Here is a 19,748-nt window from a genome sequence, read left to right as displayed (position 1 = left end):
AGCACTAGGGGTAACCATGAGTATCAATCCAAAACCAATGTATCGGCGCATCCTGTTAAAACTCAGTGGCGAGGCCCTGATGGGGGATGAGGGCTTTGGTATCGATCCTAAGGTGTTGGATCGGATGGCTCAGGAAATCAAAGAATTAGTCGAACTGGGCGTGCAGGTCGGTATCGTCATTGGTGGCGGTAATATCTTTCGTGGCGAAGGTTTAGCCAAAGCCGGTATGAACCGTGTTGTCGGCGACCATATGGGCATGTTGGCTACCGTAATGAACGGCCTGGCGATGCGTGATGCCCTGCACCGGGCTTATGTCAACGCGCGGATGATGAGCGCCATCCCATTAAACGGCGTCTGTGATGCCTATAGCTGGGCTGAGGCCATCAGTTTATTAAAATCGGGCCGGGTAGTCATTTTCTCCGCCGGTACCGGTAATCCGTTCTTTACTACGGATTCAGCTGCCTGTTTACGCGGTATCGAGATTGAAGCCGATGCAGTTTTAAAAGCCACCAAGGTGGACGGCGTTTATTCTGCGGATCCGGTAAAGGATCCTGCCGCGACGCTATACAGCCAACTGACCTATAACGAGGTATTGGATAAAGAACTGAAGGTCATGGATCTGGCAGCCTTTACTCTGGCACGCGACCATAATCTGCAAATTCGCGTCTTTAATATGAACAAACCTGGCGCGCTGAAGCGGGTGATTATGGGTGAGGCCGAAGGCACAACCATCGACCATCAGGAAAATTTACAGTAAACTAGCCGACCTGAGGATACCCAAGGTATCAAAGCTGGATAAATAAAAGGATAACGATCGTGATTAACGACATTATTGCTGATGCAAAAGTCCGGATGGATAAAAGCGTAGAAGCGCTGAAAAGCCAACTTACTAAGGTTCGCACTGGCCGGGCCCACCCCAGCTTGCTGGATGGTATTCAAGTGTCGTACTACGGCGCTGACACCCCGTTACGCCAGGTTGCTAACGTGTCGATTGAGGACTCTCGTACGCTGGCTATCACCGTATTTGATAAAAGCCTGACCCAGGCAGTAGAAAAAGCCATTATGGCCTCGAATCTGGGGTTAAATCCGATGTCAGCCGGTACCGTAATCCGGGTACCCTTACCACCGCTGACCGAGGAGCGTCGTAAAGATCTGGTCAAGCTGGTACGTGGTGAAGCGGAAGGTGGCCGGGTTGCAGTGCGTAATATTCGTCGTGATGCCAATGCTGACTTTAAAGCCTTACTGAAAGATAAAGAAATCAGTGAAGATGATGAGCGTAAAGCTGCAGATGAAATCCAAAAACTGACTGATATCTTTGTAAAGAAAATCGATGAAGTGTTAGCGGAAAAAGAGCGGGAGCTGATGGAAGTCTGATTGCAGACTTCTGTTGCTACTGTTTGATTGAGTACACTAAGAAGCGCCGTGCCAGTTCTACTTCGCGGCGCTTTTTGTTAGTAGCAGGCTGAACTCTGCCAGATGGCAACTGACTAAGCTTTTTATGGCATTATTCTTACACAGGTTTTACGGATGACGGCAGTACCCCAGCTGAAACAGCAAAATTTGCCACAACATGTGGCCATTATCATGGATGGCAATGGGCGTTGGGCCGAGCGGCAGGGTAAGCCGCGGGTCTGGGGTCATAAAAAAGGTGTGGAAGCGGTACGGCGCAGTGTCAGTTTTTGCCGCGAGCTGGGCATCCAGTCACTGACATTATTTGCCTTTAGCAGTGAGAACTGGCGGCGGCCGGAAGATGAAGTCAGTACGCTGATGCAGCTGTTTTTAATGGTGTTGCAGAAAGAAGTCAAAGCCCTGCACAAGCATAATATCCGGTTAAAAATAATTGGTGATTTATCGGCATTTAGCGATAAGCTGGTACAAAGTATCCGCAAGGCAGAGCAGTTGACGGCGGCAAATACCGCCATGACGCTGAATATTGCGGCTAATTATGGTGGGCGCTGGGATATCGTCGCAGCCAGCCGAAAATTGGCGGAGCAGGTACAAAGCGGCACTTTGCAGCCAGCGCAAATTAATGAGCAGCTACTGGGTAGCCAGATGCAAATGGCGGAGCAACCGGAGCTGGATCTGTTGATCCGTACCGGTGGCGATTTACGCATCAGTAACTTTTTGCTGTGGCAGGCCGCTTATGCGGAGCTGTGGTTTACCGAAACCTTATGGCCGGATTTTGATCAGCAGGTATTCTCTGAAGCCATTGCCGCCTATATCAACCGGGAGCGCCGCTTTGGCTGTACTGGTGCCCAGATCCGTGAGCTTGCCGCTATCAATAATAATAAAGGATAAGCATATTGTTTAAACAACGTCTGATAACAGCCCTGATCCTGGCGCCACTGGCGCTGGCAGCGGTATTTTATCTGCCCCTGTATTTATTCGCTGCCGTGTTGTCTGCAGCCTTTTTACTCGGTGCCTGGGAGTGGAGTGGTTTTTGTGGCTTGGCCAATAAACGTAGCCGGGCACTGTATGTGGTATTAACCGCCGCGCTAATGGCCTTGTTTTATGCCGTAACGCCACTTGGTCCCAACCAACTGGTGCTACATAACCTGCCGTTATTTTCAATTTTAATGCTTGGTGCCGCCTGGTGGTTACTGGCGATTGTGCTGGTATTAACCTTTCCGGCTAGTCAGCGGCTGTGGGCCAGCAGTGATTGGCGTCGCGCGCTAATGGGCTGGTGTACCTTGTTGCCGGCTTGGGCTGCATTGTTATATATCCGCGGTCTTGGTTACGAGCAGTCCTCTTTCTATGGTGCCTGGTTGATTTTCGCGTTACTGGGCCTGGTATGGGCCGCCGATATCGGTGGCTATCTGGTCGGTAAGCCCTTTGGTAAAACTAAGTTGTTGCCGAAAGTCAGCCCCGGTAAAACGCTGGAAGGTATGCTTGGCGGTCTTGGTTTTGTACTCTTGGTGCTGACGGCGTTACTGGTCTGGCGTGACTGGCCCGGCGTAAGCTGGCACTGGTATCTGGCTGCTATAGCGCTAACGGTATTGTCGGTATTTGGCGATCTGAGTGAGAGTATGTTTAAACGGGTGGCGGGTAAAAAGGACAGCGGTGCTTTTTTACCGGGACACGGTGGAATTTTGGATCGTATCGACAGCTTAACCGCCACAGCACCACTTTATGCGTTATTGCTGGCGTTTCTGGGTAACCAATTTTTATGAAGCAGTTGGTGATTCTGGGCGCAACCGGCTCTATCGGCTGCAGTACCTTATCGGTAGTCGCGGCACACCCGGATAAATTTCAGGTGCTGGCTCTGACGGCGGCGACCGCAGTCGATAAGCTATTCGAGCAGTGTCTGGCAGTAAAACCGCGTTTTGCGGCGATGCAGGATGACCAGGCTGCAGCTGAGCTAAAATTCCGCTTGCAACAAGCCGGGCTGACAACAGAAGTGTTATCGGGTACTGCCGGTTTAACGGCACTGGCGGCGCATCCGGACGCCGATATCGTGATGGCCGCTATTGTCGGTGCGGCCGGCCTGCTTCCAACCCTGGCGGCAGTTGAAGCCGGCAAAAAGGTTTTGCTGGCCAATAAAGAAGCGCTGGTGATGAGCGGTGGCCTCTTTATGGCCAAGGTGGCGCAGCATGGCGCAACCTTGCTGCCAATTGACAGCGAACATAATGCGATCTTTCAATGCTTACCGCCGGCACTGCAACAAGCGGCCAGCCAGGGCCAGTTAGCTGAGCATGGTATTAGCCGTTTGCTGCTTACCGGCAGTGGCGGCCCCTTTTTAACCCGGCCGTTGGACAGTTTCGCCGCTATTACGCCGGCGGAAGCGGTAGCGCATCCGAACTGGAGTATGGGCCAGAAGATTTCGGTTGATAGTGCCACCATGATGAATAAGGGGCTGGAGTTTATTGAAGCGCGCTGGTTATTCAACTGTGCGCCGCAAGATATCCAGGTGGTGATCCACCCGCAAAGCATTATTCACTCTATGGTGCAGTACAGTGACGGTTCAGTGCTGGCGCAGCTGGGACAACCGGATATGCGCACTCCTATCGCGCATGCTCTGGCCTACCCACAGCGGATCAGTAGTCCGGTTCCAGCACTGGACTTTAGTAAGTTGGCGGCCTTTACCTTTACCGAACCCGAGCCGGCGCGTTATCCCAATCTGTATCTGGCAATCGATGCCTGTGCCGCCGGACAGGGGGCGACCACAGCGCTGAATGCCGCCAATGAAGAAGCGGTAGCGGCTTTCTTACAGGGACAGTTGGCCTTTAACCGCATTAGTGAGGTTAATCAGCGCTGTCTGGCAGAATTTGCGCACTATGACGCTCAGTGTCTGGATGCTATATTGGCGGTTGATCAACAAAGCCGTGCCTTTGCCCGTGCGCTAATAGGAAAGTTCTGATGTCTGCGTTGTTGTGGAACCTGCTCAGTTTTGTCGTTGCCCTCGGTGTATTGGTTACCGTACATGAGTTCGGTCATTTTTGGGTGGCACGCAAAAACGGTGTACTGGTAAAACGTTTTTCGATTGGTTTTGGCAAGGCGTTATTTAGCTGGCGCGATCGTCAGGGCACTGAATTTGTGATAGCGGCTATTCCGCTGGGCGGCTATGTGCGGATGCTGGACGAGCGGATTGATCCGGTATTACCGCAATTTCGGGATCTGGCATTTAATCATAAAACAGTGCGGCAACGGATGGCGATTATCGCGGCCGGCCCAGGCGCAAACTTTATTTTTGCGATCTTTTTGTTGTGGTTGATGTATCTGATTGGCGTACCGGAAGTGAAACCGGTATTGGCAGGCGCAGCGCCGCAATCTATCGCTTATCAGGCCGGGGTAAGACCGGACGAACAAATCCTGGCGATTAATGGCCGGACAGTACGGGATATCCGCAGCGCCAATCTGTTACTGGTTGAGCAGTTAGGGCGGCCGCAAATCCGCTTGCAACTGCAGCAGCGCCAGACGCTGGCTGAGCGCGAACTGGTATTAGATACCCGCAACTGGCAATTTAATCCCGATCAACAATCGGTGTTTCAAAGTCTTGGCTTAAAGATGCTGTTGCCGGAGGCGACAACGACCCTAGCGCAGATCGCACCTGATTCTGCCGCCGAGCGCGCTGGTCTGCAAGCTGGCGATACGATACTTGCTATTGATGGTGAGACCATAAGCGAATGGTCGCAGCTGGAGCAACGGATCCGCAATAGTGCGGAGCGCGAGTTAGTGTTGCAAATTAGTCGTGCCGGCGAGCTGTTGGAACTGCGGGCGGTACCGCAGTTAACCACAGCGGCAGATGGCTTTAGTCAGGGTTTGTTAGGGGTCGTGCCTCAGGTATCGCCCTGGCCTGAGGGGCTGCTCTATACCCAACGTTATGGCATACTGGCTGCTATTGGCGAAGGCGTTGCTCAAACCTGGCAGTTGACGCGCCTAAGCTTTGCGATGATTGGTAAGCTGCTTACCGGCGATGTGTCGGTGAAGCATCTGAGCGGTCCTATTTCAATAGCGCAGGGGGCGGGCACTACGGCCAGTATCGGTTTAATTGCTTTCCTGTCCTTTATGGCACTGATCAGTGTCAACCTGGCGGTTATCAATTTATTGCCGCTGCCTATTTTGGATGGCGGCCATTTAATGTATCTTGTGGTGGAACTAATACGCGGTAAACCTGTCTCTGAGAGAGCGCAGGAAATAGGTTTTCGCTTCGGTGCTTTAGTCCTGCTGATGTTAATGGGAATTGCGCTGCTCAACGATATTTCTCGTTTGTAATAAACTAATCATAAGTAGTTCAAATAATGACAATTAAGCGATTAGTAGCTGCGATCTTGCTTGCTACAGGCAGCCACTCAGTGTTTGCTGAAGAATCTTTTACGGTACAGGACATTCAGGTCGAAGGTCTGCAACGCGTTGCCTTGGGTGCGGCGCTAAATAATTTGCCTTTTACCATCGGTGACACCGTCAGCGACTATACCCTGTCCCGCAGTATCCGCACGCTTTACAGTGCGGGTCACTTTGATGATATCCGGGTATTTCGTGATGGTAACACCGTCATTTACCGTCTGCGTGAACGGCCTACTATCAATAATATCGAGTTCAAAGGGAACAAAGATATTAAGGATGAACAGCTAACAGAAAGCTTAACCGGTAACCGTATCATAGTGGGAGAGCCACTGGATAAGACGATTCTGCGTAATATCGAGAATGGTTTAACCGAGTTTTACCATGGCGTCGGTAAGTATCAGGCCAAGGTTGAAGTTAAGGTGAATTACCTGCCACGGAACCGGGTAAATCTGACTTTCGAGTTTGAAGAAGGTGATGCGGCCTCAGTACGCCAGATTAATATCGTCGGTAACAATATTTTCAGTAATGAAGAGTTGTTAAGCGTTGTTGAATCGAAGCAGGATATGCCCTGGTGGCGGTTCTGGACTTCCGACCGCTATCAAAAACAAACGCTGCAGGGCGATATCGAAAAAATTAACAGCTACTACCTGGATCGCGGTTATCTGCGTTTTGGCGTCGAGTCGTCTCAGGTCGCTGTCAGCCCCGATAAAACCTCAGTCTATGTCACACTCAACGTTACCGAAGGCGAGCAGTACAATATCAGTGATATTAACTTTGTCGGTGATTTGATTGGCCAGGAAGAAATTATCCGCGCCATAGTGCCGTTACAAAAAGGCCAACTGTATAACGGTGCCTTGGTGACCTTTACTGAAGAGAATATTGCCCGGGTACTGGCGCGCTTTGGTTATGCCAATTCGCGGGTCCGTACTATTCCAAATATCAACGACGATACTAAAGAGGTCGCCCTGACAATTAGCGTCGATCCAGGTAAGCGGGTCTATGTCAGACGGATCGATGTTAAAGGTAACGCCAGCACCAAAGATGAAGTTATTCGCCGTGAACTGCGGCAGATGGAAGGTGCCTGGTTATCAAATGATGCGCTGGAGTTATCAAAAGAGCGGATCCAACGCCTGATGTACATCGAGAAAGTGGATTTTGCCACCACTCCGGTACCAGGTGTTGATGACTTGGTAGATATCGGCTTTACCATTAAAGAACAGCCATCAGGTAGTTTTAATGCCGGTATCTCCTACGGTAGCTTCCAGGGTTTGTCGTTCCAGGTGGGCGTGGAGCAAAACAACTTCTTTGGTTCGGGTAATGCTGCTGGTATTAGCTTAAGCACTAACAAATACCAGAAGGGTGTCAGTTTATCTTTTACCGACCCGTATTTTACGCTGGATGGTGTCAGCCTGGGTGGCCAGTTATTCTATTCTGATGTGGACTACACCCGTGCCTCGTCTAACCTCGAAGCCTATAATCAGCGTCGTTACGGCGTTGGTGCCAATATTGGTTATCCGATCAATGAATATAACCGTTTAAATTTTGGCGGTAATGTCTCGGTAAACAAGATTAACTCGATTAACGAGTACGATCAGTTACGGCATTTCCGTGCGGTATTGCTGGATGCGCGCAATCCGGATGGCGGTTATAACTTCACTAACTATGAGCTAAGCGCTGGCTGGTTACATAGTACGCTGAACCGGGGCTTGTTCCCTACCTCAGGACGCATGGTAAATCTGACGTTGCGTGCGACGACGCCGAACTCGGATCTGCAGTACTACAAAACCATGTTCGAAGCGCAGCAATATATTCCGCTAAGTCGTGATCATCAATGGTCTTTCCGTACCAAGTTAGAACTGGGTTATGGTCAGGGCTATGGTAGCAAGAATGGCTATGACTTCACGCTGCCATTTACTGAGAATTTCTATGGTGGTGGTCAGAATATCCGTGGCTTTGAAAGCCGGATTATCGGGCCGCGGGCTATTTTCCGCTCCGCAACCTTTGTACCCGGGGTACCGGATCCTATTGGTGGTGGCAGCAGCTTCCCAACTGATCCGCAAAACGACACCTATAATGTGTCGACCCGGTCAATTGGTGGCAATGCGATGGCGATGTTAACACTGGAGTTAATTACGCCGACGCCATTTTTGAAAGAGGAAAATCGCAATTCAGTACGTACCAGTATTTTCATCGATGCCGGTAATGTCTGGGATACAGAATTTGATATTAATCGCTATGCCAATTTGGTACAGTTGCGTAGTGAAAACAGCCGTGAGCCTTTGCTTGTGGATTATTCTGATCCTAGTCTGATCCGCGCCACGGCGGGGGTTTCGGTACAATGGATTTCGCCAATGGGCCCTCTCACCTTCAGCCTGGCGAAGATCATCAAAAAGTACGAAGGCGATTTACAAGAAAACTTTAGTTTCAATATCGGTACAACATTCTAAAACATGACGGGAATCAAGATGTTTAACAGTAATTTATTTAAGTCTGCAGTCTTCGTAGTCGCGACAATGTTAGCTGCTGGCAGCCTGCAAGCAAAAGAAGTAAAAATCGGTTTCGTTGATGTACAGGCGGTTGCCGCCAGCATCCCGCAATCACAGCAAGTACAGGAAACTATCCGTACTGAATTCGCCGCGCGGATTGAACAAGTTAACAAGCTGGAACGTGATATCAATTTCAATATGGAAAAGGCGCGTCGTGACGGCCCAACCATGAGCGAAAAGCAACAGCAAGAACTGGCAGAAGCTATCAACAAGCAGCGTCAGCAATACGAAGAACTGGCCCGCCCATTGGATGAGCAAATTCGTCAGCGTCAGAACGAAGAGCGCAATCGTATTCTGGGTCTGATCAAAACCGCTATTGATGCTGTCGCTGAGCGCGAGAAATTCGATGTGGTATTAAACGCCAATGCTGCGGTGTATGCGAAACCAGAATATGACCTGTCTGAAAAAGTTATTCAGCAGGTTGGCAGAGCGAACTAAACTGTGATTTTATTATCTGTCTTAGCTGAAAAGCTGAACGCAGAGCTGATTGGAAACGCCGCTTGCGGCGTTTCTGCTGTTGCGTCCCTGGAAAATGCCGCAGCAGGTGAACTCAGTTTTCTGTCAAATAGTAAGTATCGTCCTTTTCTGTCCGAAACCAATGCCACTGCGGTTTTGATAAAAGCCGACGATGTGCCCTTTGTTGCGCCTGGCGTTAATGTGTTAGTGGTTGCCGATCCGTACGTTGCCTTTGCTAAGGCGGCGCAGTTATTGGATACCACGCCGGCCAGCGCGCAAACAGGTATTCACCCGACGGCCGTTATCGACCCCAGTGCCCACATTGCTGCTGATGCCGCCATCGGTGCCAAGGCCGTTATCTCAGCACAGGCGGTCATTGGTGCCGGTGCGCAGATTGGTGCCGGTTGCTTTATCGGTGAAGGGGCCGAGATTGGTGCCGCGACCAAAGTGTGGGCCAATGTTGCTATCTATCATCGTGTTAAGATTGGCCAGCGTTGCGTGATCCAAAGTGGTGCCGTGATCGGTGCCGATGGCTTTGGTTTTGCCAATGAACGTGGCCGCTGGCTAAAAATTCCACAGACCGGTTCGGTTCGGATCGGTGATGATTGTGAAATTGGCGCCAACACCTGTATCGACCGTGGCGCTATTGAAGATACGCTAATTGGCAATAATGTGATTATCGATAACCTCTGCCAAATTGCCCATAACGTGAAGATTGGTGACCATACAGCTATCGCTGGTTGTACCACTGTTGCCGGCAGTACTACTATCGGCCGATACTGTATAATAGGCGGCGCTGCCGTCATTAACGGTCATATTGAAATTTGTGATGGTGCCCAGGTTTCCGGTATGGCGATGTTAATGAAACCGGTAACAGAAAAAGGCGTCTATACTTCAGGTTTACCAGCCACGACCAATGCCGAATGGCGTCGTAACACGGCGAAATTACGGCAGATTGATCAGCTGTATCAGCGGGTTAAACAACTAGAAAAACAATTTGCAGCCAGTGGTGAAGACACCCCTGCTGCCACAGAGGATTAATTTTGGCTAATCAACTTAATAGCCTGGATATTCAGGAAATTATGGCATTGTTGCCGCATCGTTATCCGTTTTTGTTAATTGATAAAGTGCTGGATTATACGCCGGGTGAAAGTCTGACCGCGGTGAAAAATGTCACCATGAATGAGCCGGTATTTACCGGGCATTTCCCGGGGATGCCAATTTTCCCGGGCGTACTGATTCTGGAAGCCCTGGCGCAAGCTACCGGTATTCTGGGTTTTAAAACCGTCACAGAGCGTAGCGACAACGAGCTGTATTTGTTTGCGGCCATTGATGAAGCGCGCTTTAAAAAGCCGGTAGTACCAGGTGATACCATGATCCTGGAAGTGAAGTTCCTGAAGGAGCGGCGGAACATGTGGAAATTCTATGGCGAAGCCAAGGTCGACGGCCAGGTAGTGTGCTGCGCTGAACTGATGTGTGCCAGAAGAGAGATGTAACGTGATCCATGCTACCGCGGTAATTGAAGCAAGCGCTAAAATTGGTCAGAACGTAAAGATCGGGCCCTTTTGTTATGTCGGCCATGATGTCGAACTGGGTGATGACTGTGTATTAGAATCGCATGTCGCCATCAAAGGACCGTCAAAGATTGGTAAAGGTAATCACTTTTATCAATTTGCCAGTATTGGTGAAGCCTGTCAGGATAAAAAATATAAGGGTGAGCCAACGGAGTTAGTGATTGGCGACTATAACGTATTCCGTGAGGGCTGTTCGGTGCACCGCGGTACAGTGCAGGATAAAGGCCAGACCATCATCGGAAGCCATAACCTGTTTATGAATACCACCCATGTCGCGCATGACTGTGTGATTGGCAGTCATGTTATTTTTGCCAGTGGCGCTCAGGCGGCCGGTCATGTGCATATTGGTGATTGGGCGATCTTAGGTGGCATGACCGGCGTGCATCAGTTTGTGCATATCGGTGCCCACAGTTTCTGCGGTGGTGGCTCTATTGTATTAAAAGATGTGCCGCCTTACCTGATGGTGCATGGTTCACCCTGCGTACCGGCGGGTATGAATACTGAGGGCTTAAAGCGCCGCGGTTTTAGCGCTGAAGTGCTGTTAGAACTGCGCCGGGCCTATAAAGAAGTCTATCGTAAAGGCCAGACGGTACCTGAAGCTTTAGCTGCCTTAGCGGATAAAGCGGCAGAGTTCCCAGAGCTAAAAGTCTTTACCGATTTTATTGCCAATGCCAGCCGTGGTATTGTGCGTTAACGCTTAATGTAGCTTAGAAAGCGCGCTTTAATGGCGCGTTTTTTATTTGAAGGTTTAACTCGCCGTCACGAGCCGTTAAGATAGCAAACCTTTCTAAGAATAATAGCGTGACGCTTAGCACAGAACTCAGGAAAAGACCGCCGGATGATGGTTCAACAGACACCCCCGTTAAAAATTGCGCTGATTGCCGGTGAGCATTCCGGAGATATTCTCGGTGCCGATTTGATTACAGCGCTAAAACAGCGCTACCCGGATGCAGAGTTTTTTGGTATTGGCGGCCCGCGGATGCAGGCACTCGGCTTTCGGGCCTTGTTCGAAATGGAAGAGCTGGCGGTGATGGGGTTGGTCGAAGTATTGGGCCGGCTCAGACGCTTGCTGCAAATTAAGAAAGACATCACAGCCGCTATTCTGGCTGAGCAACCCGCAGTATTTATAGGTATCGATGCACCGGACTTTAATCTGCCGGTCGAGTTGGCATTAAAGCAACAAGGCATTAAAACCGTGCATTATGTCAGCCCCTCGGTCTGGGCCTGGCGCCATAAACGGATTTTTAAAATTGCCAAAGCCACCAATATGGTGTTATCGCTACTACCCTTTGAAAAAGCCTTTTACGACCGCTATCAGGTGCCTTGTACCTTTGTCGGCCATACCCTTGCTGACAGCATGCCGCTAACGGTAGATAAAACCGCGGCCAAAGCCGAATTAGGACTAGATCCGTTAAGGCCAGTGCTGGCTATTATGCCAGGCAGCCGGACTAATGAAATCAAACTGCTGGCGCCGGATTTTCTCAAGGCTGCGGCTTTACTGCAGCAACAAAATCCACAGTTACAGCTGGTGACCAATATGGTCACCGCCGAAAAAGCGACGCTTTGGCAAAGTATTAAAACTCAGGTGGCGCCTGAGCTTAAGATCAGCGAATTTACCGGCCAGGCGAGGCAGGTATTACTGGCCGCAGACAGCACCTTTATTGCGTCCGGCACCGCGACTTTAGAAGCCATGTTAGCAAAATGCGCGATGGTAGTGGGGTATCGCACCAACTGGCTAACCTATCAGATCGCTAAGCGACTGGTGAAGTTGCAGCATGTTAGCCTGCCAAATTTACTGGCTGGACGTGAGCTGGTAACTGAACTGCTACAGGATGCCTTAACGGTACCGGCCTTGCTGCAGGCGATGCAACCGCTGGTCGCGGGTGCACCAGAGGCTTTGCTGGCCGAATATCAGCACCTACATCAGGTATTGCGGCAGAATGCCAGTCAGGTTGCCGCCGCAACCATCGCTGAGGTGATGGCGCCATGAGTTATCAAAGGCCCGACGTTAAGTTAATCGCTGGTGTCGATGAAGTAGGGCGCGGCCCTTTGATTGGTGCTGTGGTGACGGCAGCAGTGATTCTGGATCCGGCACAGCCGATCCAGGGATTAACTGACTCGAAAAAACTGACCGAGAAAAAGCGTCTGCTCCTTGCTGAAGAAATTAAAGCCAAGGCGCTGTGCTGGGCGTTGGGCCGGGCCGAGCCGGCGGAAATCGACCAGCTAAATATCCTGCATGCCACCATGTTGGCGATGCAGCGCGCAGTGGCCGCTTTGGCGATCCAGCCAGAGTGGGTGCTGATTGATGGTAATCGTTGTCCGGCGCTTGCGATGCCGTCCAGTGCCGTCGTCAAAGGTGATAGTCTGGTAGCGGAAATCAGTGCCGCCTCGATTCTGGCCAAGGTAGCGCGCGACCAGGAAATGGCCGACTTGGATCAGCTGTACCCACAGTTTGGTTTTGCCGCCCATAAAGGTTATCCAACTGCGGCACACCTGCAAGCCATTAGCGAACATGGCATTTTGCCGGCGCACCGGCGCAGCTTTAAACCGGTGCGGCTGATCGCCGAGCAGCTGGAGGCCAGTCGCTGATGAGTGAACCGCGTTTTATCCATTTACGGGTACATAGCGACTTTTCAATGGTCGATGGCCTGGCCAAAACGAAACCTATTATCAAAGCTGCGGCAGCGCAGGGGATGCCCGCTCTGGCACTAACCGATCAGATGAACTTCTGCGGTCTGGTGCGTTTTTACAGTACCGCGCATGAAGCGGGTATCAAACCGATTATTGGCGTCGATTGCTGGGTGCTACATCCGCTGTTCCCGGGTGAAAGCAGCCGGTTGCTGCTATTAGCAGCGGATAATGCCGGTTATCAGAATTTAACCCAGCTGATATCTAAAGCTTATTTGCGTGGCCATGTCGATGGCAAGCCACAGCTGGAGCATGACTGGCTGGCCGAGCACAGTAGCGGCATTATTGTATTATCCGGTGGCAAAGATGGCCCACTGGGCAAAGCCTTACTAAAAGAAAACCCGCACAGTGTCAGAGCGCTGGTGGATTTTTATCAGCAGTATTTTCCTGAGCGGTTCTATCTGGAGCTGATACGCACTAATCGCCCGGATGAAGAGCGTTATTTACAAAAGGCGGTGCTACTGGCCGAGGCTGAGCAGTTGCCGGTGGTGGCGACCAACGAAGTCGTATTTTTAAAGCCGGAAGACTTTGCCGCCCATGATATTCGGGTGGCTATTCATGATGGCTTTACGCTGGATGATAAGCGCCGGCCAAAAAATTACTCTGCTGAACAGTACCTACGCAGCAGCGAGGAGATGGCGGAGCTGTTTGCCGATCTGCCGGAAGCGCTGGAAAACAGCGTGGAAATTGCCAAACGCTGTAATGTCACCATCCGGCTCGGCGAATACTTCCTGCCGGCCTTTCCAACCGGCGGCTTGTCGGATGCCGATTATCTGGTCCTGAAATCACGTGAGGGCCTGGAGCAGCGCTTATTACAGCTGTTTCCGGATGAGCAAATCAGGGCGGCGCGGCGTGGCGAATACGACGAGCGGCTACAGATTGAACTCGATGTGATTAACCAGATGGGCTTTCCCGGCTACTTCCTGGTGGTAATGGAGTTTATTCAGTGGAGTAAGGATAATGATATTCCGGTAGGCCCTGGGCGGGGTTCCGGTGCTGGCTCGCTGGTGGCTTATGCGCTAAAGATCACGGATTTGGATCCGCTCGAGTTTGACCTGCTATTCGAACGTTTTTTAAACCCGGAGCGGGTGTCGATGCCGGACTTCGACGTCGATTTCTGTATGGATCGCCGCGATGAGGTGATCGATCACGTCGCCGAGCTGTATGGCCGCGAAGCGGTATCACAGATTATTACGTTCGGTACCATGGCAGCCAAGGCGGTGATCCGCGATGTTGGCCGGGTACTGGGTCACCCTTATGGCTTTGTCGATCGCATTTCAAAATTAATTCCACCAACGCCCGGCATGACGCTGGAGCAAGCCTTTAAAGAAGAGCCACGCCTGCCCGAGCTGTATGACTCGGATGAAGAAGTCCGCGATCTGATTGATATGGCGCGCCGGCTGGAAGGTGTAACCCGTAATGCCGGTAAGCATGCTGGTGGTGTGGTGATAGCCCCGACCAAGATTACTGATTTTTCACCGCTGTATTGCGACGAGCATGGTCAGAACCCGGTTACCCAGTTTGATAAAAACGATGTGGAATATGCCGGCCTGGTAAAATTCGACTTCCTCGGCCTGCGCACCCTGACCATTTTGCAGTGGGCGGTGAATATGGCCAATGCCCGGCTGCGCAAGGAAGGCAAGCCGCTGGTCGATATCAACAGCATCCCGTTGCAGGATAGCAAAAGCTATCAGATGCTGATGCGGGCCGATACCACAGCGGTATTTCAGCTGGAATCGCGTGGCATGAAGGATCTGATCCGCCGCCTGCAGCCGGACTGCTTCGAAGATATGATTGCTCTGGTGGCATTATTCCGGCCGGGGCCGCTGCAATCGGGCATGGTAGATAACTTTATCGACCGTAAACGCGGCCGTGAAGAAATCTCCTATCCGGATGCGACCTGGCAGCATGAGTCGTTAAAACCGATTCTGGAACCGACCTACGGTATTATCCTGTATCAGGAACAGGTAATGCAGATCGCCCAGGTGTTGTCCGGCTATTCGCTTGGTGGTGCCGACTTATTACGCCGCGCTATGGGTAAGAAAAAGCCGGAGGAAATGGCCAAGCAGCGCGATACCTTCCGCGATGGGGCGGTACAAAACGGTATTGATCCCGAGCTGGCGATGAAAATCTTCGATTTGGTAGAGAAGTTCGCCGGTTATGGCTTTAACAAGTCACACTCGGCTGCCTATGCACTGGTATCCTACCAAACGCTATGGATGAAAGCGCATTACCCAGCCGAGTTTATGGCGGCGGTGATGTCGGCAGATATGGACAATACCGACAAGATCGTGACCCTGGTTGATGAGTGTGAGCGGATGCAGCTGACACTGATCCCGCCGGATGTCAATACCGGCCAGTACAAGTTTACCGTTAACGAGCAGGGACATATTGTTTATGGTATCGGCGCCATTAAAGGTGTCGGTGAAGGCCCGATTGAAGCCATTATTGAAGCGCGTAATCAGCATGGTAGCTTTAGCGACCTGTTTGATTTCTGCGCCAAGGTCGATTTAAAGCGGCTGAACAAAAGAGTGATGGAAAAATTGATCCTGTCCGGCGCCATGGACCGCCTCGGCCCGCCACTGGCTAAAGGTCAGCACGCCGGTCCGCAGCGCGCTATTTTGATGGCCAATCTGGAAGAGGCGATGCGGGCGGCGGAGCAACATGCCAAGGCGCAGGCGGTAGGGCAGGACGACCTGTTTGGCTTATTAGCAGCAGATACTGACACCAGCAGCAGTAGCTATAAGCTGGTACCGCTGTGGCCGGATGAAATTTGGCTGGATGGCGAGCGGGAGACGCTGGGCTTATATTTAACCGGCCATCCGATCAATCGCTATCGCGACGAGCTAAAGCATTACGTGAACTGCCGGCTGGTTGAATTGCAGCCTACCAAGAAAGATCAAAGCATTCAGGTAGCTGGCCTGGTAGTGTCGGTGCGGGTGATGATTAACAAAAAGGGCCGGCGCTGGGCTATTGTGACACTGGATGATAAGTCGGCACGGCTGGATGTGCGCTTTTTCCCGGAACAGCTGGAAAGCTTTGAACATCTGCTGCAAAAAGACCGCATTTTAGTGGTAACCGGACAGGTCAGCTTTGATGATTTTAATGGTGGCCTTACAATGTCCGGCCGCGATGTCAGCGAAATTACCGCTATGCGCGAAAAATCGCTGAAATCTCTGAATATCACTGTACAATCGCAGCAGATAGACCAGAATTATCTGCAAAAGTTACAAGACGCGCTGGCGGAGTATCGTGCCGGTACAGTACCGGTTTATCTTTGGTACCAGCGTGAGGAAGGGCAGGTTAGACTGCAGTTAGGGACAGCCTGGTGGGTGACGCCCGCCGACGCTTTGTTGCATCAGCTTAAGCAGCTGGCGACAATAGAATTGGAATTTAACTAATTTAGGTAGTGATAGTCGATGATGCTGAATTATTTAGAGTTTGAGCAACCGATTGCCGAACTGGAAGCAAAAATAGACGAATTACGCAATGTCAGTCGCAATGGCGATTATGATCTTGGGTTAGAAGAAGAGATTAACAAACTAAAAGAAAAAAGCCTGACGCTAACCAAAAAAATCTTCTCTGAGTTAGGAGCCTGGCAAATTGCCCAGTTGGCGCGCCATCCACGCCGCCCCTATACCTTTGATTATATCGCGCATATGTTCAGCGACTTTGATGAACTCTGCGGTGACCGCGCCTTTGCTAACGACAATGCCATTGTCGGTGGTACTGCCCGCTTAGGTGAGCAGGCGGTGATGGTGATTGGCCATCAGAAAGGTCGCGATACCAAAGAGAAGATCCGCCGCAATTTTGGTATGCCCCGCCCCGAGGGTTATCGTAAAGCACTACGCTTAATGGAAATGGCCGAGCGCTTTAAGTTGCCGATTATTACCTTTATCGATACGCCGGGTGCTTATCCGGGCATTGGTGCCGAAGAGCGCGGCCAATCCGAAGCCATCGCCCGTAACCTGAAAGTGATGGCTGGCCTGAAAGTGCCGGTGATCTGTACCGTGGTCGGCGAAGGCGGCTCGGGTGGCGCTTTAGCCATTGGCGTTGGTGATAAGGTCAATATGCTGCAGTTCAGCACCTATTCGGTGATTTCACCGGAAGGCTGTGCCTCTATTCTGTGGAAGAGTGCCGAAAAAGCGCCATTGGCTGCTGATGCGATGGGCATTACTGCAGATCGTTTGAAAGAGCTGAAACTGATTGATGAAGTCATTGCCGAGCCACTGGGCGGCGCCCACCGCTCGCCGGAGCAAATGGCGGCAACGTTAAAAACAGCTCTGGTGCGCGATCTGGAAAAACTGCAAAAATTGAGCACCAAAGAGCTGCTGGAAAAGCGTTACCAGCGACTGATGTCTTACGGTTACTGCTAAGGCTGAGGCCCTTGTCTGACCTTTCAGACTTGCAGCTGGCGCTGCAGCAACTGCTGCGGCGCTACGCTCCCCGCCAACTGACGCTGGCCTACAGCGGCGGTTTGGACTCTCAACTGTTACTGCATTTACTGGTTGCCCCCTGCCAGACTCTCGGTATTACCCTGACCGCGGTGCATATTCATCATGGCATCAGTCGCCATGCCGATGCCTGGGCTGAGTTTTGCCAGCAGCAATGCCAAAAGCTCGGCGTCAACTTTAAGTTGCATTGGGTACAACTACAAGGCCGCAGCGCTCTGGAGCAACAGGCCAGAGATGCCCGTTATCAGGTCCTCACTGACTATGTGACTGCGCGCGATAGCGCCCTGGTGACGGCGCATCATGCCAATGATCAACTGGAAACCTTATTGCTGGCGTTAAAGCGTGGTGCTGGCCTGGCTGGTATGGCCGGTATGGCAGAAAGCCGCCCTTTCGGTAAGGGATTACTGCTAAGACCCTGGCTTAACTTTTCCCGGCAGCAGCTAGAGCATGTCGCCCGGGCTTTGCAGTTGAGTTGGGTGGAAGATGAGAGTAATCAAAGCGCTGAATTTGACCGGAATTTTTTAAGGCTTGAGGTGATCCCCAAGCTTAGCGAGCGCTGGCCAGCTCTTATTACCACCAGTGCCAGGACCAGTCAGCATTTGCAGCAGGCGCTTGAGTTAGCCGATTACTATACCGAACGGGCTTTGGCTGACTGTGCAACCCCTGATTACCTCGATTTACAGCAACTGGCGTTACAGCCGGCGTTGCAGCAGGATCTGTTACTTAGAAAATGGCTGGCTCGCACTGGCCTTAACCCATCAGCTCAATGGTTAAGCACACTGAAACAGCAAGTAATAGCAGCCAGAGAAGATGCTCAACCTTGTTTAATGTTGGGATGCTGGCAGTTGCGACGTTTCCAGCAGCGCTTATATCTGCTGCCTGAGTTGCCTGTCGTGCCAAAAGACTATACGCCGTCTTTGCATTGTGGACAGCGGCTGCTGTTACCGGCGGCCCTGGGTGAGCTGAGCTGTCAGTTACAGCCAGAACAAGGAGCTTTGCCGGCGGCGGGAACTGCCTTTCAGTTAGCCTTTGGCAGCTTAAGCCAGACATTTAAACCGGTTAACCAACCGGGCAAGCCGTTAAAACAATGGTTTAAGTTGTGGCAGGTGCCGCCGTGGCAGCGACAGCGGATCCCGCTATTGCTGCAAGGTGGAGAGTTACAAGTAGTAGCCGGTTATCAAAGTAGTGTTGCGGCGAGTGCAGCTAGCTGCTGGATCAACTGGCAGCAGCCAGGCTAGCGCTCACTTTGTTGATGCCGGAGCGTGGCTGGCTCAGCCCTTTCACGCTCAGCCTTTCTGCCGCCACCTTGCCTTTGCCTGTGGTTTTCGCCTGATACAGGGCTTCGTCGGCCTGATGAAACAGGTCGCGTTCCTGTTGTTCGGCAGCAAGCCATGCCAGACCAATGCTACAGCCAACCTGATGCAGGTTTAGCAGTGGATGCTGGTTGATTTTCTGTTGTAAGCGGCAAGCGATCAACTCGGCATGGTCTGCGTCCTGATCCTGTAACAACAGCGCGAATTCATCACCACCAAAGCGGAATAAGCTATCGGTAGCGCGCAGCGTTTCACGCATACAATCGGCAACAGCCAGCAGCACCTGATCGCCGGTACTGTGACCAGAGAGATCATTAACCTGCTTAAAGTTATCCAGATCCAGTAATAGCAGCGCAAATGGCTGTTGATGACGCTTTGCCAATTGAATGGCTTTGCTGTAGCTATCGTCAAAAAATCGTCTGTTGCCGAGCCCGGTCAAGGGATCTTTCAGTGCCATTTGCTGTAAGCGGTTGACCAACAGCGCATTGCGTAGCGCATAGAGCCATTCAGATTCCAGCAGCAGCAACTGCCGTTGCACCAGTGAGCTAAACGGATGATTGCTTTGATAACTAAGCTGTCCCAGCAAGTGTTGCTCGAGCTGCAGTTCAGTGTGGTATTGATGCTGACCGGCCATTGAGCCGGCCGCGGCAAAATGCCCCTGTGCTGTTCTGAGGTTTAATGCAGTGATCGGTAGGATCCGGCTGGCATGCATAGCAAAAATATCCAGCTGTTGCTGCAGATCCAACGTAGTTTGCAACTGACTGATCAAGCTAATGGCACCGGTATCGGTTAACTCATGTAACTGACTATCCAATGCTAAATCGGCACCGCTGAAGTTAAAACCTGCTGTATCTTGCCACATTGCTGTTTCTGCCTGAGAACCTATCATAGGCAAGCTAAAGCAATATTTAGACCATTATTTTAAGTTATTGA

Annotated in this window: 17 protein-coding genes; 16 read left to right on the top strand and 1 reads right to left on the bottom strand. The window is 51.4% G+C overall.

From position 1 onward, the window contains the following. The first annotated feature begins 16 nt into the window (after positions 1–16). The 16 genes from pyrH (at position 17) to tilS (ending at position 18,740) form a co-directional block, all read left to right on the top strand. Entirely contained in the window at positions 17–757 is a 741-nt protein-coding gene (gene pyrH / locus H1D31_RS12450; RefSeq protein WP_008607399.1) for a UMP kinase, read from the top strand. 59 nt (positions 758–816) lie between these two features. Beyond that, positions 817–1,374 carry a ribosome recycling factor gene (frr, locus tag H1D31_RS12445; protein ID WP_008607400.1) on the top strand — a complete coding sequence of 186 codons (558 nt, stop codon included), beginning with the start codon at positions 817–819 and terminating at the stop codon, positions 1,372–1,374. Positions 1,375–1,527: 153 nt separating this feature from the next. Beyond that, positions 1,528–2,298, top strand: coding sequence for a polyprenyl diphosphate synthase (uppS, locus tag H1D31_RS12440; RefSeq protein WP_008607401.1), 771 nt, complete (start codon positions 1,528–1,530; stop codon positions 2,296–2,298). A gap of 5 nt (positions 2,299–2,303) precedes the next feature. Next, positions 2,304–3,170 (top strand): phosphatidate cytidylyltransferase, encoded by an 867-nt coding sequence (locus H1D31_RS12435; RefSeq protein WP_261259188.1) that lies wholly within the window; start codon positions 2,304–2,306, stop codon positions 3,168–3,170. Then, entirely contained in the window at positions 3,167–4,357 is a 1,191-nt protein-coding gene (gene ispC, locus H1D31_RS12430; RefSeq protein WP_261259187.1) for a 1-deoxy-D-xylulose-5-phosphate reductoisomerase, read from the top strand. Before H1D31_RS12435 ends, ispC begins: the two co-directional genes overlap by 4 nt. Continuing rightward, positions 4,357–5,712, top strand: a complete 1,356-nt coding sequence (gene rseP / locus H1D31_RS12425; protein ID WP_261259186.1) for a sigma E protease regulator RseP — start codon at positions 4,357–4,359, stop codon at positions 5,710–5,712. The genes ispC and rseP overlap by 1 nt, the downstream gene beginning before the upstream one ends. Before the next feature lie 26 nt (positions 5,713–5,738). Next, positions 5,739–8,231 carry an outer membrane protein assembly factor BamA gene (gene bamA, locus H1D31_RS12420; RefSeq protein ID WP_261259185.1) on the top strand — a complete coding sequence of 831 codons (2,493 nt, stop codon included), beginning with the start codon at positions 5,739–5,741 and terminating at the stop codon, positions 8,229–8,231. A gap of 18 nt (positions 8,232–8,249) precedes the next feature. Next, positions 8,250–8,768, top strand: a complete 519-nt coding sequence (locus tag H1D31_RS12415) for an OmpH family outer membrane protein (RefSeq protein WP_008607406.1) — start codon at positions 8,250–8,252, stop codon at positions 8,766–8,768. 3 nt (positions 8,769–8,771) lie between these two features. After that, positions 8,772–9,827 (top strand): UDP-3-O-(3-hydroxymyristoyl)glucosamine N-acyltransferase, encoded by a 1,056-nt coding sequence (lpxD, locus tag H1D31_RS12410; protein ID WP_065955543.1) that lies wholly within the window; start codon positions 8,772–8,774, stop codon positions 9,825–9,827. Positions 9,828–9,829: 2 nt separating this feature from the next. Next, the gene (gene fabZ, locus H1D31_RS12405) at positions 9,830–10,282 is read left to right on the top strand and encodes a 3-hydroxyacyl-ACP dehydratase FabZ (RefSeq protein WP_008607408.1); all 453 of its coding nucleotides are present in this window, start codon (positions 9,830–9,832) and stop codon (positions 10,280–10,282) included. A 1-nt stretch (position 10,283) separates the two neighbouring features. Beyond that, on the top strand, positions 10,284–11,054 hold the full coding sequence (lpxA, locus tag H1D31_RS12400; protein WP_065955542.1) for an acyl-ACP--UDP-N-acetylglucosamine O-acyltransferase: 771 nt from the start codon (positions 10,284–10,286) through the stop codon (positions 11,052–11,054). Between the two features lie 144 nt (positions 11,055–11,198). Further along, entirely contained in the window at positions 11,199–12,350 is a 1,152-nt protein-coding gene (gene lpxB / locus H1D31_RS12395; protein WP_261259183.1) for a lipid-A-disaccharide synthase, read from the top strand. Then, positions 12,347–12,949, top strand: a complete 603-nt coding sequence (gene rnhB / locus H1D31_RS12390; RefSeq protein ID WP_261259182.1) for a ribonuclease HII — start codon at positions 12,347–12,349, stop codon at positions 12,947–12,949. Before lpxB ends, rnhB begins: the two co-directional genes overlap by 4 nt. Further along, positions 12,949–16,449, top strand: coding sequence for a DNA polymerase III subunit alpha (gene dnaE, locus H1D31_RS12385; RefSeq protein WP_261259181.1), 3,501 nt, complete (start codon positions 12,949–12,951; stop codon positions 16,447–16,449). Before rnhB ends, dnaE begins: the two co-directional genes overlap by 1 nt. An 18-nt stretch (positions 16,450–16,467) precedes the next feature. Then, on the top strand, positions 16,468–17,424 hold the full coding sequence (gene accA, locus H1D31_RS12380; protein ID WP_008607413.1) for an acetyl-CoA carboxylase carboxyl transferase subunit alpha: 957 nt from the start codon (positions 16,468–16,470) through the stop codon (positions 17,422–17,424). Between the two features lie 11 nt (positions 17,425–17,435). Further along, positions 17,436–18,740, top strand: coding sequence for a tRNA lysidine(34) synthetase TilS (tilS, locus tag H1D31_RS12375; protein ID WP_261259180.1), 1,305 nt, complete (start codon positions 17,436–17,438; stop codon positions 18,738–18,740). On the opposite strand, the gene H1D31_RS12370 is transcribed toward tilS, so the two are convergent. After that, entirely contained in the window at positions 18,718–19,677 is a 960-nt protein-coding gene (locus H1D31_RS12370; RefSeq protein WP_261259179.1) for a GGDEF domain-containing protein, read from the bottom strand. The genes tilS and H1D31_RS12370 overlap by 23 nt on opposite strands. Between the last annotated feature and the right edge of the window lie 71 nt (positions 19,678–19,748).

It is taken from the genome of Alishewanella sp. BS5-314 (genome assembly GCF_025377695.1).
In the GTDB taxonomy this organism is placed as follows: domain Bacteria; phylum Pseudomonadota; class Gammaproteobacteria; order Enterobacterales; family Alteromonadaceae; genus Alishewanella; species Alishewanella aestuarii.
Note: the sequence above shows the minus strand (reverse complement) of the source record. Positions and strands in the feature narration are given on the sequence as shown.